Here is a 20,372-nt window from a genome sequence, read left to right as displayed (position 1 = left end):
CAGGCTTGAAGGGTTGCGCCAGGTCACTAGACCATCCAGCGATTATCTGGCGATTAACGGCTCAGGCGACCTGGGAAAGCTTGGCGTTGGCCTGGTTCAGGCCTTTCTCCTGGAAGTCACCGCCCAGGTTCATGCCTTCGGCGTGAATGAACGTGACGTCGTGGATGCCGATGAAGGCCATGACCTGGCGCAGGTACGGTTCCTGGTGATCGGCGGTGCTGCCGGCGTAGATGCCGCCACGAGCAGTCAGCACATAAGCCCGCTTGCCGCTGAGCAAACCTTGCGGGCCGGTTTCGGTGTACTTGAAGGTCACACCGGCACGCAGCACGTGGTCGAGCCAGGCTTTGAGGGTGCTCGGAATGGCGAAGTTGTACATCGGCGCAGCCATTACCAGTACGTCGGCGGCCAGCAGCTCGTCGGTCAGCAGGTTGGAGCGTTCCAGCGAGGCCTGCTCGATCTCGTTGCGTTGTTCGGCAGGCTTCATCCAACCGCCCAGCAAGTTGATGTCCAGGTGTGGCACCGGGGTGGTGGCCAGGTCACGGACGGTGATCTGGTCGGCCGGATGTGCGGCTTTCCACTGGCTGATGAAGGTCTGGGTCAGCTGGCGGGAAACCGAGTCTTGCTGACGGGCGCTGCTTTCGATGATCAGAACGCGGGACATGGGATGTAGCCTCCATCTGAGAATGCTGTAGGTCGATGGAGTGAAGGTTAAACAGAGCCATATCGATGAAAAAGCGCAAATAACTGCTATAAAGCATCGATAAATTCGTTTATAAGCAGAGCATGCCCCAGCCGGGCCGCTCCGCTCGATGTCATTTCGGGGTGCAGGTCAGGTTGATACGCATCTTGATGATGGTGCGGGTGAACTTGGCAGTGGCGTTTTTGTGTTTACCGGCAGGCACTTCGATTGTGCGGTTACGCGGCGCTTCCGGACCATTGTTGAAAACCACCTTACAGATCGCATCGGTGCTGCCGTAGTTGTTCACCTGAATGGAGGCGATATCGGCATCTGTATCAAAGGCGTTGTAGTCGATGCTCAAGCCGTTCAATTGCTTTTGAACGTCGATCGGATAGGCAAACGCAGTCAGCGGCAGCAGCGCCAACGCCGCACAACCCGCCATCACACAACAAAGTTTTTTCATTCAGCAGCCTCCAATAGGGACTGCCAGCTTAGGACAAGAGGAGCTCAACATGAAAGCGCCCCGCGTGACCCTTGATCAATGGCGAACATTGCAAGCCGTGGTCGATCACGGCGGTTTCGCCCAGGCCGCCGAAGCGCTGCACCGTTCGCAATCGTCGGTCAGCTACACCGTAGCGCGCATGCAGGACCAGCTCGGCGTGCCGCTGTTGCGCATCGACGGCCGCAAAGCGGTGCTCACCGAGGCCGGCGGCGTGTTGTTGCGCCGCTCCCGACAACTGGTGAAACAGGCCAGCCAACTGGAAGACCTCGCCCATCACATGGAGCAAGGCTGGGAAGCGGAAGTGCGGCTGGTGGTCGACGCCGCTTACCCCAGCGCCCGCCTCGTCCGCGCACTGACCGCGTTCATGCCGCAAAGCCGTGGCTGCCGGGTGCGTCTGCGCGAAGAAGTGTTGTCGGGTGTCGAGGAAGTGTTGCTCGAAGGCGTGGCCGATCTGGCCATCACCGGGTTCAGTATTCCCGGTTATCTGGGCGCGGAATTGAGCGACGTCGAATTTATCGCGGTCGCCCACCCCGAGCATTCCTTGCATCGCTTGAACCGCGAACTGAACTTCCAGGACCTGGAAAGCCAGATGCAAGTGGTGATCCGCGACTCCGGCCGCCAGCAACCACGAGACGTCGGCTGGCTCGGCGCCGAGCAGCGCTGGACCGTCGGCAGCCTGGCCACCGCCGCGACCTTCGTCAGCAGCGGCCTGGGTTTCGCGTGGTTGCCTCGGCACATGATCGAGCGCGAACTCAAGGAAGGGACGCTCAAAGTGCTACCGTTGGACCAGGGTGGCAGCCGCAACCCGAGCTTCTATCTGTATTCAAACAAGGACAAACCCTTGGGCCCGGCCACGCAGATTCTCATCGAACTGCTGCGCACCTTCGATACCGCGCCGCTGGATGCGCCCTTCGCCGCCCCTGAACAAGCCTGACACGGAGTGTACCCATGGCCTATTTCGAACATGAAGGTTGCAACCTGCACTATGAGGAATATGGCCACGGCACGCCGTTGCTGCTGGTTCACGGGCTGGGATCCAGCACCCTGGACTGGGAAATGCAGATCCCGGCGCTCTCAGCCCATCATCGGGTGATTGTCCCGGATGTGCGCGGCCACGGGCGCTCCGACAAACCCCGCGAGCGCTACAGCATCGCCGGGTTCAGCGCCGACCTGATTGCGTTGATGGAACACTTGAATCTTGGCCCTGCGCATCTTGTCGGGCTTTCGATGGGGGGCATGATCGCTTTCCAACTGGCGGTGGACCAGCCGCAACTGCTCAAGAGCCTGTGCATCGTCAACAGCGCGCCCGAAGTCAAACGGCGCAGCCGCAACGATTACTGGCAGTGGTTCAAGCGCTGGAGTCTGATGCGCGCGCTGAGCATGGGCACCATCGGCAAGGCCTTGGGTGCCAAGCTGTTTCCCAAGCCCGAACAAGCTTCGTTACGACAAAAAATAGCGGCGCGCTGGGCAAAAAACGACAAACGTGCTTATCTCGCCAGCTTCGATGCCATTGTCGGCTGGGGGGTTCAGGAACGACTTTCCAAGGTCTCCTGTCCAACCCTCATCGTCAGCGCCGACCGTGACTACACCCCGGTCGCACTGAAAGAAACCTATGTAAAACTGCTACCCGATGCGCGGCTGGTGGTGATCGCCGACTCACGCCATGCCACCCCGCTGGATCAACCGGAACGCTTCAACCAAACGCTGCTCGAGTTTCTCACCGCAGTCGACACCACCACTCAGGATCACTGACTTATGCTGAAAAAAATCGCCCTCGTCGCCGGCTCCGTTCTGTTTGCCGCCAACCTGATGGCCGCCACGCCCGCCAAGGCGCCGCACGTGCTGCTGGAAACCACCAATGGCCAGATCGAAATCGAACTGGACCCGGTCAAAGCGCCGATCAGTACCAAGAACTTCCTTGAGTACGTCGACAGCGGCTTTTACAACAACACGATTTTTCACCGTGTGATTCCTGGCTTCATGGTCCAGGGCGGCGGCTTCACTCAACAAATGCAGCAAAAAGAAACCAAGGCGCCGATCAAGAACGAATCCAAAAACGGCTTGCATAACGTGCGTGGCACGCTGTCCATGGCTCGTACGTCCGTCCCGGATTCGGCCACCAGCCAGTTCTTCATCAACGTCAAAGACAACGACTTCCTCGACCAGGGCGACGGCTATGCCGTGTTTGGTAAAGTCGTTAAAGGGATGGACGTGGTCGATGTCATCGTCAACTCCCAGACCACCACCAAAAGCGGCATGAAAGACGTGCCGGCCGACCCGGTCTTCATCAAGTCGGCCAAGCGCATCGACTGAGAGTAAGCTGGACAGGGAGTCTTGAGCGGCCGCCGGTTCTGCCGGCGCCGCTCATATCGTTTAAAGGAGAGCCCGTGCGCGGGCGGAGAACTGATGCTTTATCGTCGTTTTGAAAAACTGATCGACATTTTCCGCGATGCACCGACGGCGGCTCCGCCGGATCGGGTTCTCCCCTTCTATACCTATTACCTGAAGCAGGTCTGGCCGAGTTTCGCCGTCCTGCTGATCGTCGGCCTGTTCGGCGCGCTGATCGAAGTGGCGCTGTTCAGCTATCTGAGCCGCATCATCGACCTCGCCCAAGGCACGCCCAACGTCGATTTTTTCAAGGAACACGGCATCGAACTGGCCTGGATGGCGGTGGTGGCGTTGATCCTGCGCCCGATATTCGTCGGCTTGCATGACTTGCTGGTGCACCAGACCTTGAGCCCTAGCCTGACCAGCCTGATCCGCTGGCAAAACCACAGTTACGTGCTCAAACAGAGCCTCAATTTCTTCCAGAACGACTTCGCCGGGCGCATCGCCCAACGCATCATGCAGACCGGCAACTCGTTACGCGATTCGGCTGTGCAAGCGGTGGACGCGCTATGGCATGTGCTGATCTACGCGATCAGTTCACTGGTGCTGTTCGCCGAAGCCGACTGGCGCCTGATGATCCCGCTGCTGACCTGGATCGCCGCCTTCATCGGCGCCCTCCACTACTTCGTGCCACGGGTCAAGGAACGCTCGGTGGTGTCTTCCGATGCACGCTCCAAACTCATGGGACGGATCGTCGATGGCTACACCAACATCACCACCCTGAAGCTGTTCGCCCACACCAACTTCGAACAGCAATACGCCCGCGAAGCGATCAAGGAACAAACCGAAAAAGCCCAACTGGCTGGCCGTGTGGTGACCAGCATGGACGTGGCCATCACTAGCATGAACGGCCTGCTGATCGTCAGCACCACCGGCCTCGCGCTGTGGCTGTGGACGCAGTCGTTGATCTCAGTGGGCGCAATTGCCTTGGCCACGGGTCTGGTGATCCGCATCGTCAACATGTCTGGCTGGATCATGTGGGTGGTGACGGGCATTTTCGAAAACATCGGCATGGTTCAGGACGGTTTGCAGACCATTTCCCAGCCAGTCAGCATCACCGACCGCGAGCAGGCCAAGCCTTTGAAGGTGGCCCGTGGCGAGGTACGTTTCGATCACGTCGATTTTCACTACGGCAAGAAAAGCGGGATCATCAGCGACCTCAACCTGACGATCAAACCCGGCGAGAAAATCGGCTTGATCGGCCCGTCCGGTGCCGGCAAATCGACGTTGGTCAATCTGCTGCTGCGCCTCTATGACGTGCAGGGTGGGCGGATTCTCATCGACGGCCAGAACATCGCCGAAGTCGGCCAGGAAAGCCTGCGTGAACGCATCGGCATGATCACCCAGGACACTTCGCTGCTGCACCGTTCGATCCGCGACAATTTGCTGTACGGCAAACCCGACGCCACCGATGCCGAACTCTGGGAAGCGGTGCACAAGGCTCGCGCCGACGAGTTCATCCCGTTGCTGTCGGACTCTGAAGGTCGCACCGGTTTCGATGCTCATGTCGGTGAACGTGGCGTGAAGCTCTCCGGCGGTCAGCGTCAGCGGATTGCCATCGCCCGGGTGCTGCTCAAGGACGCGCCGATCCTGATCATGGACGAAGCCACCTCGGCACTGGACTCGGAAGTCGAAGCAGCGATCCAGGAAAGCCTCGAAACCCTGATGCAGGGCAAGACCGTGATCGCCATTGCCCACCGCCTCTCGACCATCGCGCGAATGGACCGCTTGGTGGTGCTGGAAAACGGCAAGATCGCCGAAACCGGCAGCCACGCCGAACTGCTGGCCCATGGCGGTTTGTATGCACGGTTGTGGCAGCACCAGACCGGCGGGTTTGTCGGGATCGATTGAGTATTATGATCAAACCGGCCCATGCTGAATCTGGGCCGGCCCTGGTTACAGCGTCAACACCATCTCATGCCACGCCATCCCGCCATGGTCGGACGCCGAGGGCTTGATGTAGGCAAAACCAAACCCGGCATAGAGCGCAATGTGCCGCTCTTTGCACATCAAGTTGATGCTGGACTTGTTCAGTGCACGCATGCGCTGGATAAACTCACTCATCAAGCGTTTCGCCAGCCCCTGCCCCTGATAGTCCGGATGCACCACCACCGACATGATCACCACGTGCGGGCCGGCCGGGTCGTGGCCGATCAGTTCCTTGAACGCTTCGTCCGACATCTCCACCTGAAATGCCGCACCGGAATTGATGAAACCGGCGACAACGCCATTCACTTCAGCAACGATGAAGCCCTCGGGCCAAGTGGCAATGCGGGTGGCGATTTTCTCGCGGGTAGCGGCTTCATCGCCTTCGTAGGCAACGGTTTCGATGGCATAGCAACGGTCCAGGTCAGCGGGGCTGACGTGGCGGATGACGGTGTTCATGGCAGCTCGGAATCGGCGTGGGAAAGGTTGGGATCATAAATCAGCATCAATACGACATCGAGAGGCGAATCACCGATCCGCCGCTCGACCCGCTCATTACGCCTTGAGAGGCAGCCAGATTTCCAGCACGCCGGTATTGAGCTTGGGGTTGAAATCGTCGCTGTAGCGTTCGAACTCCGGAGCGTCCGCCGCTTCATGACCGGACTTCGGCAGCCAGGTTTTCCAGATGTATTGAAAGGTCTGGGGCAAGGCATCCAGAGAGCCCTTGTGTTCGAAGACTGCATACTTCTGAGGCTGAACTTCGATCCAGCGGTACTTCTCGGGCAGGTCGTCGAGCTTGCTGATTTCGACACCGGCGATGTACTCGAAACCACCCTTGCCATCCGGATTGCAGCAGATGCCGTAGGTTACTTCGCTTTTCTGACCGGGAATTTTGCCCATCTCGGGAATGAATTTCTCCCATAGGTCGGGGATCGCTTTGGTTGTCTCCGCCGTAAATCGTCCGCCAAGCCCCGCTATGAGCATGAAGTGCCCGTTTTCAAAGCGTGGCTCGACCTTCTCGGCGCTTGTTTGCTCATCCATGACTCAACTCCTGGTACAAAAGGTGGGTTCGGCTGGGAGTATAGAAGCCAAACCTGATTCGCCCAGTTACAGTGCGTGCAACTGTTCGAGGGCGCCCGGACCGATGAACTCGTTGTAACCCGATAGGATCACGTAGACCGCGAAATAGCAGAAGATCGCTGCCGATGCCATGTAGGAATAACGCAGTAGTTTGTCCCCGAGCAATTTGCCACCGTGGCTCGCAGCGAAGCACAGACCCACACACCAGAGCACACCGGCGCACAAGAAACCGCCAAGAAACAGCGCCGAGCTGACCGCGCCACCACCACCGGAACGGGCGATCAGTGTTCCGCCTACCGCGGCGAACCAGAGAATGGCGCTGGGGGACGACATGGCGAGGAAAATCCCGCGAAAGAACTCCTTGCGGTGGGAGTTGTGACCGACTTCAGCGGTCTGCGCCAACAGCGCTTCATGGTGGATCGCCGAATAAATCATCTTCGCCGCGAAATACAGCAGCAGCGCCGACCCGCCGATCCAAAGCATCCAGCGCACGGTTTCGTATTGCAGCAAAACGGTCATGCCAGCCAGGGCCAGCACGGCGTAAATCAGGTCGCCGACACACGTCCCCAGTCCCAGCGCAAAGCCTTGGAAATAGCCGCGCTGCATCGCCAACGTGATCATTGCGATATTGGCCACACCGATGTCCAGGCACAGCGAAAGGCTCAGCAAAAAGCCGCTGGTAAATTCCATCAACCGATTTCCTTCGCAAAAATTGTTTACATAGACGCTGGACAGTCTGCCACAGCTGCCCTTACATTCCGCCACAGGCCACCGCAGTGGCCAGCGTCGCTCGGACGGTTCCGGGCGCTTACGTTATCCGAGGCAACAATGGCCGAACAAGGTTCGCCGCGCCGCTTTGCGCGCATAGATCGACTCCCCCCTTACGTTTTCAACATCACTGCCGAGCTGAAGATGGCCGCCCGTCGTCGTGGCGAAGACATCATCGACTTGAGCATGGGCAATCCCGACGGCGCCACGCCACCGCACATTGTCGAAAAACTCGTCACTGTTGCCCAGCGTGAAGACACCCATGGCTATTCCACGTCCAAAGGGATTCCGCGCCTGCGCCGGGCGATCTCCAATTGGTACAAGGATCGCTACGAAGTCGACATCGACCCGGAAACCGAAGCCATCGTCACCATCGGCTCCAAGGAAGGTCTGGCGCACTTGATGCTGGCCACCCTCGACCAGGGCGACACCGTGCTGGTGCCGAACCCCAGCTACCCGATTCACATCTACGGTGCCGTGATTGCCGGTGCCCAGGTGCGTTCGGTGCCGCTGATTCCTGGCGTGGATTTCTTCGCCGAGCTGGAACGGGCGATTCGCGGCTCGATCCCGAAACCGAAAATGATGATCCTCGGTTTCCCGTCCAACCCCACCGCCCAGTGCGTGGAGCTGGATTTCTTCGAGCGGGTGATCGCCCTCGCCAAACAGTACGACGTTTTGGTGGTGCACGACCTGGCCTACGCCGACATCGTCTACGACGGCTGGAAAGCCCCGTCGATCATGCAGGTGCCCGGCGCCAAGGACATCGCGGTGGAGTTTTTCACCCTGTCCAAGAGCTACAACATGGCCGGCTGGCGCATCGGTTTCATGGTCGGCAACCCGGAACTGGTCAACGCCCTGGCGCGGATCAAGAGCTACCACGATTACGGCACGTTCACCCCGCTGCAGGTCGCGGCCATCGCGGCGCTGGAAGGCGATCAGCAATGCGTCAAAGACATCGCCGATCAGTATCGGCAGCGGCGCAACGTGCTGGTCAAAGGCCTGCATGAACTGGGCTGGATGGTCGAAAACCCGAAAGCATCGATGTATGTCTGGGCCAAGATTCCCGAGGCTTACGCACACATGGGTTCGCTGGAATTCGCCAAGAAACTGCTGGCCGAGGCCAAGGTCTGTGTCTCGCCGGGTGTGGGATTTGGCGAGTATGGGGATGATCATGTGCGCTTCGCGCTGATCGAAAACCAGGACCGGATTCGTCAGGCCGTGCGCGGGATTCGCGGGATGTTCCGGGCGGATGGGTTGGTTCAGAAAACCAACGCCTGACACATTGATCGTTCCCACAAAAAAACCGCATTGCTGCGGTTTTTTTTTGCTTGATCGTTCCCACGCTCTGCGTGGGAATGCCGCCATGGACGCTCCGCGTCCACTGTGACGCGGAGCGTCACGGGATGCATTCCCACGCGGAGCATGGGAACGATCAGTGCAGTGTGCTTAGACGAACAACGACAACAGCAGGATGAAGCCCAGGCCCACCACGGACAGGATGGTTTCCATCGCGGTCCAGGTCTTGAAGGTTTCCGCCACGGTCATGTTGAAGTACTGCTTCACCAGCCAGAAACCGGCGTCGTTGACGTGGGACAGGATCAACGAACCGGCACCAGTGGCCAGCACCAGCAGCTCACGGTTCACGCCCGGTATCATCCCCACCACCGGCACCACGATGCCCGCGCCGGTAATGGTCGCCACGGTCGCTGAACCGGTCGCGATGCGAATCACCGCCGCCACCAGCCAGGCCAGCAGGATCGGCGAGATCTGCGCGTTCACCGCCATGTGACCGATCACGTCACCCACACCGCTGGTCACCAGCATCTGCTTGAAGCCACCACCGGCACCGATGATCAGAATGATCGCGGCGGTCGGCGCAAGGCTGGCATCCAGCCATTTCATCATTTGACTGGAACCGATGCCCTGCTTGTAGCCGAAGGTATACAGCGACAGCAGCAATGCCAGCAGCAACGCCGAAATCGGGTGACCGATCAGGTCCATGAAAGTGCGGAAGATGTTGCCATCGGGCAGCACCACGTCGGCAAATGTCTTGAGCAGCATCAGGAACACCGGCAGCAGCACGGTCACCAGCGTGATGCCGAAGCTCGGCAGTTCAGCCGAATCCGTTTCGCGCGCCAGTTGATCCACCAGCTCCTGGTTCGGGTGACCGGGAATGTGCTTGGCAATGAACGTCCCGAAGATCGGGCCTGCGATGATGGCCGTTGGCAGCGCAACGATCAGGCCGTACAGAATGGTTTTACCGATGTCGGCACCGAACACACCGATGGCCAGCAGCGGACCCGGGTGCGGCGGCACCAGGCCGTGTACCGCGGACAGACCAGCCAGCAGCGGGATACCGATCTTGATGATCGACACGCCCGTGCGACGGGCCACGATGAACACCAGCGGAATCAGCAGCACGAAGCCGATTTCGAAGAACAGCGGAATGCCGACCAGGAACGCGGCGAACATCATCGCCCACTGCACCTTGTCCTTGCCGAAGGCTCGAATCAGCGTCTGGGCGATCTGGTCCGCCCCGCCCGACTCGGCCATCATTTTGCCGAGCATGGTGCCCAACGCCAGGATGATGCCGACGAAACCGAGTACCCCACCGAACCCATCCTGGAACGCCTTGATGATGGTGCCGATCGGCATGCCGGACGTCAGCCCGAGGAAGGCGGCGGCGATGATCAGTGCGAGGAATGGGTGCAACTTGAATTTGGTGATCAGGACGATAAGCCCTATCACTGTGACCACTGCGTCTAGCAGCAGGAATGACTCGTGGGACATGCCAAACATGGGGGGTGTCTCCGTTGTTTGTTGTTGTTATGAAAGCAATTATTCAAATGCCGTCAGGACAGCGCTATCTCTTGGAGCAAAACTCAACTGGCGAGTTTCAAGCCATGATCGAGCCACCATGCATGAGCCTGCTTCGCCAATTCATCGACGCTGTGGCTGGACGCATCCAGAGCCAGGGTCAGGGGCTCACCAACGGGCGATTCAAGAGTGGCGAACTGGCTGTCGATCAAGGTCGACGGCATGAAGTGGCCCGGCCGATGAGACACACGATCGGCGGCGACTTCGGGGGTCAGCTCAAGGAAAACGAAGCCCAGGCCCGGCAAGGCACTGCGCAAGCGTTCGCGGTAACTGTGTTTGAGGGCCGAACAGGTCAGCACCGGGCGCTCGCCCTTGGCATCGACGCGGCGCAGCTCATCGCACAGGCTGTCGAGCCAGCCGGCACGGTCTTCATCGTTCAGGGGGATACCCGCGCTCATCTTTTCGATATTGGCGGCAGGGTGGAAAGTGTCGCCTTCAATGGCGGTCGCGCCGCTAAGCTGGCACAGGGACTGGCTGACGCAGGTCTTGCCGCAACCGGCAACGCCCATGATGACCAGGGCGGTGATGGGATGATTCATGTAACACCTCAGCGCGCAGACAGCGCTACCTTTGCTACGTAAGACTCAAGTGCAAAAGCAGAAGTTGCCGACGCCTTCTTGTCATTTTTGTGGGTTGCAGCATGTTCGTTCTCGAGGCCAAAAAGCGAGGATCAGGCAAACCTCGTTCACGCATTTGCAGCTGCATCGAGACAGCGCTACCTTAGTGCCTTGAATTTTGTTTGGCAAGCCGTCCGATGAATACCCCTAAAAACGATAAAAATACTCGCACCACTGGCCGCCCTACCCTCAACGAAGTCGCGCGCCTGGCCGGTGTCAGCCCGATTACCGCCTCCCGCGCCCTGCGCGGCGTCAGCACGGTGGCCACCGAACTGGTGGAAAAAGTCCAGAAGGCCGCCCTCGACCTGAACTACGTGGTCAACCCCGCCGCCCGCGCCCTGGCCTCGGCCCAGAGCCATTCCGTGGTGGTTTTGGTGCCGTCATTGTCCAACCTGCTGTTCATCGACACGCTGGAAGCCATTCATCAGGTTTTGCGACCAAAGGGCTTCGAAGTGCTGATCGGCAACTTCCATTACTCGCGTGATGAAGAAGAAAACCTGCTGCGCAATTACATGGCTTATCAGCCTCGCGGCCTGTTGCTGACCGGTTTCGACCGCACCGAAAGTTCGCGGCGGATGATCGAGGCCAGCAACATTCCCTGCGTCTACATGATGGAACTGGACAGCGCGGCGGGGCTCAATTGCGTCGGTTTTTCGCAAGTCGCTGCCGGTGAAACCGCTGCCGGGCATTTGCTGTCACGCGGTCGCAAACGCTTGGCCTACATCGGCGCGCAACTCGATCAACGAACGCTACTGCGTGGCGAAGGTTTCCGCCGCGCGCTGCAAAAGGCCGGTTTGTATGATCCCGCCCTGGAAGTGCTGACACCACGAGCCTCGTCGGTGGGTCTGGGCGGCGAATTGTTCCTGCAACTGCTCACCGCCCATCCGGACGTCGATGCAATCTTCTTCGGTAACGACGACCTGGCCCAGGGCGCGTTGCTCGAAGCGTTGCGCAATGGAATCAAGATCCCGGAGCGCGTGGCGATCCTCGGCTTCAACGACCTGCCGGCATCTGAGCACATGGTGCCGCGCCTGAGCAGCATCAGCACCCCACGAGAAGCCATTGGCCGTCGCTCCGCAGAGCTGATGCTGACCTTGCTGGCCGGCAATTCAGTGACCAAACCGGTGCAGGATATGGGGTTTGAATTGAAGGTGCGCGAGAGCACCTGAAGCGCGACCATTCCCACGCTCCGCGTGCTAGATTCCCGAGACCTGGAACAGCAAACGGAGAAGCTCAATGGGACATACGCTGAAGATTTTGGGTCGGGCCTCGTCAATCAACGTCAGAAAAGTCCTGTGGACCTGCGACGAACTGGGCGTTTCCTACGAACGCGAAGACTGGGGCAGCGGTTTCGCATCGACCCAGAGCCCGGAATTTCTCCAGCTCAACCCCAACGCACAAGTGCCGGTACTCATCGACGAAGCCGGCGTGCTGTGGGAGTCCAATACCATTTGCCGGTACCTGGCCGGCAAACACCAAAACACTGACCTGCTGCCCATCGAACCGGCGGCCCGCGCTCGCGTGGAGCAGTGGATGGACTGGCAAGCCACCGAACTCAACCCGTCGTGGGGCTACGCTTTTTTTGCGCTGGTCAGGCAATTGCCGAACTTCCAGGACTCGCAGCGGATTGCCGATGGCGTTCGCGGCTGGAACGCAAAAATGGGCATCCTCGAACAGCAACTCGCGGCGACCGGAGCATATGTCGCCGGACCGCAGTTCACACTGGCAGATATTCTCATCGGATTGTCGGTCAACCGCTGGCGGATGACCCCGATGGAACGTCCGGACTACCCCGCCGTCGACGCCTATTGCCGACGACTGGCGCTGCGGCCGGGGTTCATGGAACACGCTTGCACTGGCGTGCCATAGCGCCAAATCCGCCCCCTCTGCCCTTCCATAAAAAGAGAACCCCATGAACGGACTCAACGTACTGCTGACCGGCGCCTGTGGCAGAATCGGCAGAACCTTTTTCGAAGCTTCGCAGGACCGCTACACCTTCGTGCTGACGGATCGAATCGAACCCGACTTCAATGTCGATGCACCGCATCGCTTTGTACGCCAGGACCTGTCCGACCTCACCGCCATAAGCGAAGTGCTGAAGGGCATCGACGTCATCGTGCATCTGGCTGGCATCCCTTACGCCACCGCCTCTTTCGATGAGTTACTGCCCAACAATATTCTGGCCACCACTTACCTGTTCGAAGCCGCCGTGGCGGCGGGTTGTAAACGGTTGGTGTTCGCCAGCAGCGCGCAGACCATCGAGGGTTATCCGGTGGACCGGCAGATCACACCGGGCATGCAGGTGATGCCGGCCAATCTGTATGGCGTCAGCAAGTGTTATGGCGAAGCCTTGTGTGCGTTCTATGCTGCCAAACACAACCTATCGAGCATCGCCATACGCATCGGCGCTTTCGAGTTTGCGGACCGTCACGAATTGACCAACGCTCGTGACCTGAGCGCATGGCTCAGCCCTCGTGATGCGGTGCAGTTACTGCAACTCTCGGTAGAGGTCAAAGGTGTGCAACACCTGATCGCCCACGGTATTTCCAATAACCGTTTCAAACGCCTGGACCTCAGTGAAACTACCCGGGTGTTGGGTTATAGGCCGGTGGATGATGCGTTTCAGGAGTTCGACATTCCCATCGGGTGATCTGCAAGCATCCCCAACAACGCCCGCACCGCCGCCGAAGGTTCTTTGTGAGGCGCGACCACCAAGGCAAACTCGCGATCGATACGCGGCGTCACAGGCACTACGCACAATCCTTGGCGATGGGTCGGCAGGGTCATTCCCGGCACCAGGGTCACGCCGATGTTCTCTCGCACCAGGGTGAACGCACTGCTCCACTCACGCACTTCTGCCCGTACATCCAGCAGTTGCAGCCCGGCATCGGCGGCCAGGCTGCGGGCATTGGTCGAACAACCGCCCGTGGCCAGCACGAAGGGTTGCTCCGCCAGTTCAGCCAATGAAACGCCCTCGTCATTCGAGCGGCGCGCCAAGGGGTGGCCACCAGGCAGCACCGCCACCCAGGCATCACGCCCTAAACGACCAGCACTGCGCGCGGGCGCAGGGTTCAACACCACGCCGACATCCACCAGCCCGGTACTGAGCAATGTTTCCACTTCATCGTCGCTGACCTCCAACGCTACCACTTGAATGCCGGGATACAGCCGACTGAATTGGCGCAGCAGCGGCGGCAGTAAGGTCGCCAGCACCAACGGAAAACTGGCCAGGCGAATCGTCCCGCGCTGGATATCTTTAGTGGCGTTGACGGTACTGCGAATGTTCTCGAGAGCACCGAGCATGGTTCGCGCCTGTTCGATCACAGCCAAGCCGATGGCGGTCGGCAAGGTTTGACGGTTTTCCCGGCTGAACAGCTGAACGCCCAGGGTTTCTTCGATCAAGGCCAACGCCTGACTGGCACCAGACTGGGTCATTCCAACCCGCTCGGCTGCCCGGGTAATGTTGCCGGTATCGGCCACCGTCACCACCATTCGCCAGTGCATCAGGTTCATCATGGCAGTAGCTTTCCTAATGGCAGTTTTCTGAAAGATTAATTTTACCGAGCGTGCCGCGCACTATGACACTGGCGCAAACCCGCAACCAGAGCCCTGCCCATGAAGTTGTATTACGCCCCGCAAGCCTGCTCATTGGCGCCGCACATCGTGCTGTGCGAACTGGATCTGCCGTTCGAGTTGGTCCGCGTCGACAACAGCACCAAGCAAACCGCCACCGGCGAGGACTTCCTCGCCATAAACCCCAAAGGCTACGTCGCGGCATTGCAGCTGGATAACGGTGAGGTGCTGACCGAAGGCCCGGCGATCCTGCAGTACCTGGCGGATCTACGACCCGAGGCGAACCTGGCACCGGCGAACGGGACGTTCGAGCGGGTGCGTTTGCAGGAATGGCTGAATTTCGTTTCGACCGAGATTCATGGTGGGCTGGGTTGGCTATTCAATTCACAGTTTCCGGATGATGTGAAAGCGCTAATCAAAGAGAAGCTGTTCAAGCGTTTTGTCGTGTTGAGTCAGACGTTGGAGGGGCAGGATTATTTGATGGCTGGCGGATTCAGTATTGCTGATGCGTATCTGTTTACGGTGTTGCGCTGGACTCAGGGGTTTGACATCGATCTGAGTCAGTGGCCTGCATTGGCGCGATTTCAGGCGAGGGTTGATATGCGGCCAGCCGTGAAAGGCGCGTTGGCTGCGCAATTGGCGTGAGGCGTTAAATCAACCGCGAGTAACTCGCTTGTAGGTTTAGCCTTGAAAGGGTGGGCAGGTCTTCGGGATTTCTTGCAGATTATCTGGTTATTTCGATAGGCCTAAAAAACAAGGAGCCCGAGGACTCGGGCTCCGTTGACGCGGGATCAGTGGCCGAACACGCCCACCTTCTTGGCCTTCTTGTCCGCACGTTTTTCATCGGCGGTTTTAGCCGGTTTCTTCTTTGCCGCTTTCTTTGAATCCATGCCTTTGGCCATGATACATACTCCACTCATACGGGACGTGAGATCAGGTATACACCTATCGCGGCGCCCGCGTTCTTTTATAATCACCCGCTTTGCGCACTGACAGTCCTGGCCCATGCCCAACACCCAGTACACCTTGCTCGACGAGCCGTTATGGCCGTTGATGAACAAGTTTTACCGCGCCCACCAATCGTCGATGAAAGCAGTCCGCGACGCTCGCCTGTGGGTCGCGAAACGCGATGAGATCATTGCCGCGTTATGTTTGCGGCCAGTGGCCGGCGGGCATTGGCTGACCGGGCTGTTCGTCGACCCGCGCTGTCGCGAGCAAGGGATCGCCGCGACGTTGATCGCCCACGCCATCAAGCACCTCGAAGAACCCGTCTGGTTGTTCTGCCATCCGGATCTGCGTGGTTTTTATGAACGTCGCGGTTTTACCTTCGACCCGCCCCTGCCCTACGCCATGGCTGAACGGTTGAGCCGCTATGCGCGGAGCAAACCGATGATTGCGATGGGGCTGGAACCGCGCGCCCTCTGAAACGACACAACCCCTGTGGGAGCGGGCTTGCCCGCGAAGAGGCCGGCACATCCGATATCAGTGTTGTCAGGCAGATTGCATTCGCGGGCAAGCCCGCTCCCACAGTGTTTTGCGTTGGATTCGAAGGACGATCTCAGTCGTCCGCCGCAGGGTCCAGATCCGGGAACATCACCTCGGTAAAGCCGAATTTGCTGAAATCACTGATGCGCGACGGGTATAGCCGGCCGATCAGGTGATCGCACTCATGCTGCACCACCCGCGCATGAAATCCCGAGGCAATTCGCACGATCGGTTCGCCCTTGGGATCGAAACCTTCATAGCGAATCTGCTGATAACGATCAACCGCGCCGCGCAGGCCCGGCACTGACAGGCAACCTTCGAAACCCTCTTCGAGGGTCGGGCTCAATGGCGTGATCAGCGGATTGATCAGAATCGTCTGCGGCACCGCTTCGGCGTCCGGATAGCGTTCGCTGTGTTCGAAACCAAAGATCACCAGTTGGAGGTCGACACCGATCTGCGGCGCGGCCAGGCCAACTCCGCCGACGCTTTCCATGGTCTGGAACATGTCGTCGATCAATTGCCACAACTCAGGGCTGTCGAACATTTCTGTCGGCACCGGTGGGGCAATGCGCAGCAGGCGTTCATCGCCCATTTTCAGAATTTCACGGATCATTTCAGGGCTTCGTCAGTGGTCGGCTTGATTGAGTGGTCCCGTCCCAGTCCCGAAACGTGGTGTTTGGGTTCTTCGGGCACGTTTTCGCCGTGTTTCTTGTTTTCGGATGACATGTGCTCGATCACCGCGTTCATTTCCGCGCCGAGCAACAGCACGGCAGCGGAAATATAGAAGTACAGCAGCAACACGATGATCGCGCCGATACTGCCATACATGGCATTGTAATTGGCGAAGGCTTTGACATAGAGACCAAAGCCCAGCGAAGCGATGATCCAGACCACCACAGACAACACCGCACCCGGGGTGATGAAGCGAAATTCTTGTTTGACGTCGGGCATGACGTAGTAAATCAGCGCCACCGCCATCATCAACAGAACCACGATCACCGGCCAGCGAACGATGGTCCACACGGTCACGATAAAATCTTCGAGGCCCACTTGCGAGGCAATCCAACCCATCACCTGCGGCCCGAGCACCATCAGCGCGGCAGCAATCAGCAACATGCCGGCGATGCCGATGGTGTAGAAAATCGACAGTGGAAAACGTTTCCAGACCGGACGGCCTTCAACCACGTCATAGGCGGCGTTCATCGCGCTCATCATCAGCCGCACACCGGCAGATGCGGTCCACAGGGCGATCACGATACCCACCGAGAGCAAGCCGCCCTTGGATTGCTGGAGCTGGTCGATCACCGGATTCACCTGCTCCAGCGCCTGGGGGGGCAGAACCAGTTCCGATTGCAGGCGCAGCCAGGAAAAGAAGTCCGGCAAATGCAGAAAACCGATCAGGGCGATCAGAAACAGGATAAAAGGGAACAGCGAGAACAGCATTTGGTAGGCCAGCGCCGAGGCATAGGTCGACATCTCATCATCGATGAACTCAGTGACCGTACGCATCATTACCCGATGCAGGGGCAAACCTTTCATGGTTGGAAAAAACATTAGCGTCTCCTTTCGCCGCAAAAAGAGTTGAAGTCATGGCGACTCAGAGGCCGTTTTCTACAACAAAGTAGCCTACTTGGCGACTTTGAAACAATCACAGGGTATATCTCGCCTATCCAACACAAAAACGGCCATCTTCGGATGGCCGTTTCTGTTACTCGTCAAATGCCGGATTACACCTTGTCGATACCTTTTTTAAGAGCATCCTTGGCTTTGCCGACTGCTTGTTGGGCCTCGCCTTTCCTCTCCTGCGCCACGCCTTCGGAGCGCAGTTTTTCATTGCCGGTGGCCTTGCCGACGCCTTGCTTGACGTTGCCGGCCGCTTCGTTTGCCATGCCTTTAACTTTATCGCCAGTGCTGCCCATGGTATTTCTCCTGTGAACATTTCAACGGGGAAAGTGGTTACACAAGGATTGACCGGAGGCCTTTGCCCGGAGTTTCATTTATTTATTAACCGGACATTTCGCAGGTTAGGCTTTATGTTTGCAGTCTTTGCCCCGAGAATGCGCAACGTATTCAGGCCATGGCGCTGAAGATCCAATCCCGTAGGAACGTTATGAAACTCGATAAAAAGCAGGCCATTGCCCGCAGAAACCAGGAACTCGGCGGTGCTGTGCTTGGCGTCAACAATTGCCATTTCACCGAATTGAACCGCAACCGCAATATCTTCTGGTTCGATATTCCGGTCGCGCGCCTGGCCGTTGGTCAGTACGAATGGATTCACTTGCTGATGCACACCCCGGATACCGACGAACTGCTGCACCTTAAAGTGCCGACGGTGTTCCTGCGCGAGAAACTCGAAGGCCTGGTGGTGCGCAACCAAGGCAAGCGCAAGGCAGCCCTGAGCCTGGAACTGAGCGCCGACAAGGATTCCTACCTGCAGGACATGCGCCCGGCCGGTACCAACGTCAACTTCGTGCAGTTCCGTCAGTAACCCCCCTGTTGATCGTTCCCACGCTCTGCGTGGGAATGCCGCCACGGACGCTCCGCGTCCGATGCTGGGACGCAGAGCGTCCCGGGCTGCGTTACCACGCAGAGCGTGGGAACGATCAGTCAGGCAACAAAAAGCCCCGCACTGCGGGGCTTTTGTTTGACTAGGCGCTGACTTTCTTCACGCCCAGTTTCTTCAGCTCTTCGTCGCGCAGTTCGCGGCGCAGGATCTTGCCGACGTTGGTGGTCGGCAGCGCGTCGCGAAATTCCACGGCTTTCGGCACTTTGTAGCCGGTGACGTTGGCGCGCATGTGCTCCATCACCTGATCCTTGGTCAAGGTCACACCCGGTTTGGCGACGATAAAGATCTTGATCGCCTCGCCCGACTTCTCGTCCGGCACACCAATGGCCGCGCATTGCAGCACGCCCGGCAGAGTCGCCAGCACGTCTTCAAGCTCATTGGGATACACATTGAAACCGGAGACCAGGATCATGTCTTTCTTGCGATCGACAATGCGCATGTAACCGTCGGGCTGGATCAGCGCGATGTCACCGGTCTTCAACCAGCCTTCGCTGTCGAGTATTTCATCGGTGGCGTCCTGACGCTGCCAGTAGCCCTTCATGACTTGCGGACCTTTCACACACAGTTCACCGATGGCGCCCAACGGCTGTTCAACACCGGCATCGTCGATGACTTTGCACAGCGTCGATGGCACCGGAATACCGATGGTGCCGATCTGGATGTTCTGGCTCGGGTTTACCGTGGCCACCGGGCTGGTTTCGGTCATGCCGTAACCTTCGCAGATCGGGCAACCGGTAACCTCTTTCCAGCGTTCGGCCGCGGCCAGTTGCAAGGCCATGCCGCCGGACAGGGTGATTTTCAGGCTGGAGAAATCCAGCTTGCGGAACGCTTCGTTGTTGCACAGCGCGACGAACAGCGTGTTCAGGCCGACGAAGCCGCTGAACTTCCACTTCGACAGTTCCTTGACCATCGCCGTCAGGTCGCGCGGGTTGCTGATCAGGATGTTGTGGTTGCCGATCAGCATCATCGCCATGCAATGAAAGGTGAACGCATAGATGTGGTACAGCGGCAGCGGGGTGATCAGGATCTCGCAACCTTCATTGAGGTTGGAACCCATCAGCGCTTTGCACTGCAGCATGTTCGCCACCAGATTGCGATGGGTCAGCATCGCACCCTTGGCCACGCCGGTAGTGCCACCGGTGTATTGCAGCACGGCAATGTCGCTGCTGGCCGGGTTGGCTTCCGCCACTGGCTGGCCATGGCCCTTGCGCAGCACGTCATTGAATTTGATGGCCTTGGGCAAGTGATACGCCGGGACCATCTTCTTCACGTACTTGATGACGCTGTTGACCAGCAGGCGCTTGAGCGGCGGCAGCAGGTCGGCCACTTCAGTGACGATCACATGCTTGACGCCGGTTTTCGGCACGACGGTCTGGGCCAGATGCGCCATGTTGGCCAGGCAGACCAGGGCTTTGGCACCGGAATCGTTGAATTGGTGTTCCATTTCCCGCGCGGTGTACAACGGGTTGGTGTTAACCACGATCAGCCCGGCACGGATGGCACCGAAAACGGCGACCGGGTACTGAAGCACGTTGGGGAGTTGCACGGCGATTCGATCGCCTGGTTGTAAATCGGTATGCTGTTGCAGGTAAGCGGCAAAGGCACCGGACAATTCGTACAGCTCACCGTAGGTGATTGTCTTGCCCAGATTGCTGAATGCCGGTTTGTCAGCGAAGCGTTGGCAGGATTGCTTCAACACTGCCTGAATATTCGGATACTCGTCTGGATTGATCTCGGCAGCAATTCCAGCTGGGTACTTATCCTTCCAAAAGTCTTCGATCATGGAAGCCCACTCCTCAGCAACGCGAATTCAAATACCGCATTTGATGCGATTATTATTGGTGTTTGATTATTGGTGAGTCTGGCTTTTAACAAGGCCGAGAAGTCACAAAGCGCGCCGAGAGTAGCAGC

Annotated in this window: 23 protein-coding genes; 11 read left to right on the top strand and 12 right to left on the bottom strand. The window is 58.6% G+C overall.

Annotated features, from left to right (window positions below):
* Nucleotides 1-61: 61 nt before the first annotated feature.
* Together AB7M26_RS12400 and AB7M26_RS12395 are read right to left on the bottom strand one after the other, a co-directional pair.
* Nucleotides 62-661: an FMN-dependent NADH-azoreductase gene (locus AB7M26_RS12400; RefSeq protein ID WP_123501437.1), complete on the bottom strand. Its 600-nt coding sequence runs from the start codon at nucleotides 659-661 to the stop codon at nucleotides 62-64.
* Nucleotides 662-812: 151 nt separating this feature from the next.
* On the bottom strand, nucleotides 813-1,142 hold the full coding sequence (locus tag AB7M26_RS12395; protein ID WP_123501438.1) for a 3-phosphoglycerate kinase: 330 nt from the start codon (nucleotides 1,140-1,142) through the stop codon (nucleotides 813-815).
* Between the two features lie 49 nt (nucleotides 1,143-1,191).
* Between AB7M26_RS12395 and AB7M26_RS12390 the strand changes: the two genes are divergently transcribed.
* The 4 genes from AB7M26_RS12390 to AB7M26_RS12375 all read left to right on the top strand — a co-directional run bounded on the left by AB7M26_RS12390 (nucleotide 1,192) and on the right by AB7M26_RS12375 (nucleotide 5,420).
* A complete protein-coding gene (locus AB7M26_RS12390; protein WP_008069097.1) occupies nucleotides 1,192-2,115 on the top strand; it encodes a LysR family transcriptional regulator in 924 nt (307 codons plus the stop codon).
* Nucleotides 2,116-2,129: 14 nt separating this feature from the next.
* Nucleotides 2,130-2,933 carry an alpha/beta fold hydrolase gene (locus tag AB7M26_RS12385; protein ID WP_123501439.1) on the top strand — a complete coding sequence of 268 codons (804 nt, stop codon included), beginning with the start codon at nucleotides 2,130-2,132 and terminating at the stop codon, nucleotides 2,931-2,933.
* Nucleotides 2,934-2,936: 3 nt separating this feature from the next.
* Entirely contained in the window at nucleotides 2,937-3,494 is a 558-nt protein-coding gene (locus AB7M26_RS12380) for a peptidylprolyl isomerase A (protein ID WP_007902463.1), read from the top strand.
* A gap of 93 nt (nucleotides 3,495-3,587) precedes the next feature.
* The gene (locus AB7M26_RS12375) at nucleotides 3,588-5,420 is read left to right on the top strand and encodes an ABC transporter ATP-binding protein (RefSeq protein ID WP_123501440.1); all 1,833 of its coding nucleotides are present in this window, start codon (nucleotides 3,588-3,590) and stop codon (nucleotides 5,418-5,420) included.
* A gap of 45 nt (nucleotides 5,421-5,465) precedes the next feature.
* Here the strand turns inward: AB7M26_RS12375 and AB7M26_RS12370 are convergent, their stop codons facing one another.
* From AB7M26_RS12370 to AB7M26_RS12360, 3 genes are all read right to left on the bottom strand, one after another.
* Complete coding sequence (locus AB7M26_RS12370) at nucleotides 5,466-5,954, bottom strand: GNAT family N-acetyltransferase (RefSeq protein WP_123501442.1); 489 nt, start codon at nucleotides 5,952-5,954, stop codon at nucleotides 5,466-5,468.
* A gap of 96 nt (nucleotides 5,955-6,050) precedes the next feature.
* On the bottom strand, nucleotides 6,051-6,536 hold the full coding sequence (locus tag AB7M26_RS12365; RefSeq protein ID WP_123501443.1) for a GyrI-like domain-containing protein: 486 nt from the start codon (nucleotides 6,534-6,536) through the stop codon (nucleotides 6,051-6,053).
* Nucleotides 6,537-6,602: 66 nt separating this feature from the next.
* Complete coding sequence (locus tag AB7M26_RS12360; protein WP_123501444.1) at nucleotides 6,603-7,265, bottom strand: LysE family translocator; 663 nt, start codon at nucleotides 7,263-7,265, stop codon at nucleotides 6,603-6,605.
* 138 nt (nucleotides 7,266-7,403) lie between these two features.
* Here AB7M26_RS12360 and alaC point away from each other — a divergent pair, with 138 nt between their 5' ends.
* Nucleotides 7,404-8,621, top strand: a complete 1,218-nt coding sequence (alaC, locus tag AB7M26_RS12355) for an alanine transaminase (RefSeq protein WP_038982007.1) — start codon at nucleotides 7,404-7,406, stop codon at nucleotides 8,619-8,621.
* Between the two features lie 168 nt (nucleotides 8,622-8,789).
* On the opposite strand, the gene AB7M26_RS12350 is transcribed toward alaC, so the two are convergent.
* Nucleotides 8,790-10,142: a GntP family permease gene (locus AB7M26_RS12350; protein WP_429384491.1), complete on the bottom strand. Its 1,353-nt coding sequence runs from the start codon at nucleotides 10,140-10,142 to the stop codon at nucleotides 8,790-8,792.
* A gap of 83 nt (nucleotides 10,143-10,225) precedes the next feature.
* Entirely contained in the window at nucleotides 10,226-10,759 is a 534-nt protein-coding gene (locus tag AB7M26_RS12345; RefSeq protein WP_007902444.1) for a gluconokinase, read from the bottom strand.
* A 215-nt stretch (nucleotides 10,760-10,974) separates the two neighbouring features.
* Here AB7M26_RS12345 and AB7M26_RS12340 point away from each other — a divergent pair, with 215 nt between their 5' ends.
* The 3 genes from AB7M26_RS12340 (at nucleotide 10,975) to AB7M26_RS12330 (ending at nucleotide 13,487) form a co-directional block, all read left to right on the top strand.
* Complete coding sequence (locus AB7M26_RS12340; protein ID WP_429384488.1) at nucleotides 10,975-12,006, top strand: HTH-type transcriptional regulator GntR; 1,032 nt, start codon at nucleotides 10,975-10,977, stop codon at nucleotides 12,004-12,006.
* A 67-nt stretch (nucleotides 12,007-12,073) separates the two neighbouring features.
* Nucleotides 12,074-12,706: a glutathione S-transferase family protein gene (locus AB7M26_RS12335; protein ID WP_429384485.1), complete on the top strand. Its 633-nt coding sequence runs from the start codon at nucleotides 12,074-12,076 to the stop codon at nucleotides 12,704-12,706.
* Between the two features lie 43 nt (nucleotides 12,707-12,749).
* Entirely contained in the window at nucleotides 12,750-13,487 is a 738-nt protein-coding gene (locus AB7M26_RS12330; protein WP_429378348.1) for an NAD-dependent epimerase/dehydratase family protein, read from the top strand.
* Here the strand turns inward: AB7M26_RS12330 and AB7M26_RS12325 are convergent.
* On the bottom strand, nucleotides 13,460-14,353 hold the full coding sequence (locus AB7M26_RS12325; protein WP_429384481.1) for a LysR family transcriptional regulator: 894 nt from the start codon (nucleotides 14,351-14,353) through the stop codon (nucleotides 13,460-13,462). The genes AB7M26_RS12330 and AB7M26_RS12325 overlap by 28 nt on opposite strands.
* Nucleotides 14,354-14,452: 99 nt before the next feature.
* On the opposite strand from AB7M26_RS12325, the gene gstA reads away from it, so the two are divergent.
* Together gstA and AB7M26_RS12315 are read left to right on the top strand one after the other, a co-directional pair.
* Nucleotides 14,453-15,055 carry a glutathione transferase GstA gene (gstA, locus tag AB7M26_RS12320; RefSeq protein ID WP_429384478.1) on the top strand — a complete coding sequence of 201 codons (603 nt, stop codon included), beginning with the start codon at nucleotides 14,453-14,455 and terminating at the stop codon, nucleotides 15,053-15,055.
* Between the two features lie 360 nt (nucleotides 15,056-15,415).
* Entirely contained in the window at nucleotides 15,416-15,835 is a 420-nt protein-coding gene (locus AB7M26_RS12315; protein ID WP_063341283.1) for a GNAT family N-acetyltransferase, read from the top strand.
* 133 nt (nucleotides 15,836-15,968) lie between these two features.
* Here AB7M26_RS12315 and def read toward each other — a convergent pair whose 3' ends face one another.
* The 3 genes from def to AB7M26_RS12300 form a co-directional block, all read right to left on the bottom strand.
* Complete coding sequence (gene def / locus AB7M26_RS12310) at nucleotides 15,969-16,508, bottom strand: peptide deformylase (RefSeq protein ID WP_008069131.1); 540 nt, start codon at nucleotides 16,506-16,508, stop codon at nucleotides 15,969-15,971.
* The gene (locus tag AB7M26_RS12305) at nucleotides 16,505-17,449 is read right to left on the bottom strand and encodes a YihY/virulence factor BrkB family protein (RefSeq protein WP_123495432.1); all 945 of its coding nucleotides are present in this window, start codon (nucleotides 17,447-17,449) and stop codon (nucleotides 16,505-16,507) included. Before AB7M26_RS12305 ends, def begins: the two co-directional genes overlap by 4 nt.
* A gap of 173 nt (nucleotides 17,450-17,622) precedes the next feature.
* On the bottom strand, nucleotides 17,623-17,814 hold the full coding sequence (locus AB7M26_RS12300; protein ID WP_123495434.1) for a CsbD family protein: 192 nt from the start codon (nucleotides 17,812-17,814) through the stop codon (nucleotides 17,623-17,625).
* Nucleotides 17,815-18,005: 191 nt separating this feature from the next.
* On the opposite strand from AB7M26_RS12300, the gene AB7M26_RS12295 reads away from it, so the two are divergent.
* A complete protein-coding gene (locus AB7M26_RS12295) occupies nucleotides 18,006-18,383 on the top strand; it encodes a hypothetical protein (protein WP_063341286.1) in 378 nt (125 codons plus the stop codon).
* Nucleotides 18,384-18,543: 160 nt separating this feature from the next.
* Here AB7M26_RS12295 and fadD1 read toward each other — a convergent pair whose 3' ends face one another.
* Nucleotides 18,544-20,244 (bottom strand): long-chain-fatty-acid--CoA ligase FadD1, encoded by a 1,701-nt coding sequence (fadD1, locus tag AB7M26_RS12290; RefSeq protein WP_123495436.1) that lies wholly within the window; start codon nucleotides 20,242-20,244, stop codon nucleotides 18,544-18,546.
* Nucleotides 20,245-20,372 lie beyond the last annotated feature (128 nt).

The sequence above is a fragment of the Pseudomonas sp. F-14 TE3482 genome, from assembly GCF_053629455.1.
This window is presented reverse-complemented; position numbering and strand designations above follow the sequence as displayed.

What these genes read in the sequence shown, in the direction of transcription:
- AB7M26_RS12295 (WP_063341286.1), top strand. Translation starts at nt 18,006, where the DNA reads ATGAAACTCGATAAAAAGCAGGCCATTGCCCGCAGAAACCAGGAACTC.
- def (WP_008069131.1), bottom strand. Translation starts at nt 16,508, where the DNA reads ATGATCCGTGAAATTCTGAAAATGGGCGATGAACGCCTGCTGCGCATT.
- AB7M26_RS12340 (WP_429384488.1), top strand. Translation starts at nt 10,975, where the DNA reads ATGAATACCCCTAAAAACGATAAAAATACTCGCACCACTGGCCGCCCT.
- AB7M26_RS12305 (WP_123495432.1), bottom strand. Translation starts at nt 17,449, where the DNA reads ATGTTTTTTCCAACCATGAAAGGTTTGCCCCTGCATCGGGTAATGATG.
- AB7M26_RS12300 (WP_123495434.1), bottom strand. Translation starts at nt 17,814, where the DNA reads ATGGGCAGCACTGGCGATAAAGTTAAAGGCATGGCAAACGAAGCGGCC.
- AB7M26_RS12350 (WP_429384491.1), bottom strand. Translation starts at nt 10,142, where the DNA reads ATGTTTGGCATGTCCCACGAGTCATTCCTGCTGCTAGACGCAGTGGTC.
- AB7M26_RS12325 (WP_429384481.1), bottom strand. Translation starts at nt 14,353, where the DNA reads ATGATGAACCTGATGCACTGGCGAATGGTGGTGACGGTGGCCGATACC.
- AB7M26_RS12345 (WP_007902444.1), bottom strand. Translation starts at nt 10,759, where the DNA reads ATGAATCATCCCATCACCGCCCTGGTCATCATGGGCGTTGCCGGTTGC.
- alaC (WP_038982007.1), top strand. Translation starts at nt 7,404, where the DNA reads ATGGCCGAACAAGGTTCGCCGCGCCGCTTTGCGCGCATAGATCGACTC.
- AB7M26_RS12370 (WP_123501442.1), bottom strand. Translation starts at nt 5,954, where the DNA reads ATGAACACCGTCATCCGCCACGTCAGCCCCGCTGACCTGGACCGTTGC.
- AB7M26_RS12365 (WP_123501443.1), bottom strand. Translation starts at nt 6,536, where the DNA reads ATGGATGAGCAAACAAGCGCCGAGAAGGTCGAGCCACGCTTTGAAAAC.
- AB7M26_RS12315 (WP_063341283.1), top strand. Translation starts at nt 15,416, where the DNA reads ATGCCCAACACCCAGTACACCTTGCTCGACGAGCCGTTATGGCCGTTG.
- AB7M26_RS12330 (WP_429378348.1), top strand. Translation starts at nt 12,750, where the DNA reads ATGAACGGACTCAACGTACTGCTGACCGGCGCCTGTGGCAGAATCGGC.
- AB7M26_RS12375 (WP_123501440.1), top strand. Translation starts at nt 3,588, where the DNA reads ATGCTTTATCGTCGTTTTGAAAAACTGATCGACATTTTCCGCGATGCA.
- AB7M26_RS12400 (WP_123501437.1), bottom strand. Translation starts at nt 661, where the DNA reads ATGTCCCGCGTTCTGATCATCGAAAGCAGCGCCCGTCAGCAAGACTCG.
- AB7M26_RS12335 (WP_429384485.1), top strand. Translation starts at nt 12,074, where the DNA reads ATGGGACATACGCTGAAGATTTTGGGTCGGGCCTCGTCAATCAACGTC.
- AB7M26_RS12385 (WP_123501439.1), top strand. Translation starts at nt 2,130, where the DNA reads ATGGCCTATTTCGAACATGAAGGTTGCAACCTGCACTATGAGGAATAT.
- AB7M26_RS12395 (WP_123501438.1), bottom strand. Translation starts at nt 1,142, where the DNA reads ATGAAAAAACTTTGTTGTGTGATGGCGGGTTGTGCGGCGTTGGCGCTG.
- AB7M26_RS12360 (WP_123501444.1), bottom strand. Translation starts at nt 7,265, where the DNA reads ATGGAATTTACCAGCGGCTTTTTGCTGAGCCTTTCGCTGTGCCTGGAC.
- gstA (WP_429384478.1), top strand. Translation starts at nt 14,453, where the DNA reads ATGAAGTTGTATTACGCCCCGCAAGCCTGCTCATTGGCGCCGCACATC.
- fadD1 (WP_123495436.1), bottom strand. Translation starts at nt 20,244, where the DNA reads ATGATCGAAGACTTTTGGAAGGATAAGTACCCAGCTGGAATTGCTGCC.
- AB7M26_RS12380 (WP_007902463.1), top strand. Translation starts at nt 2,937, where the DNA reads ATGCTGAAAAAAATCGCCCTCGTCGCCGGCTCCGTTCTGTTTGCCGCC.
- AB7M26_RS12390 (WP_008069097.1), top strand. Translation starts at nt 1,192, where the DNA reads ATGAAAGCGCCCCGCGTGACCCTTGATCAATGGCGAACATTGCAAGCC.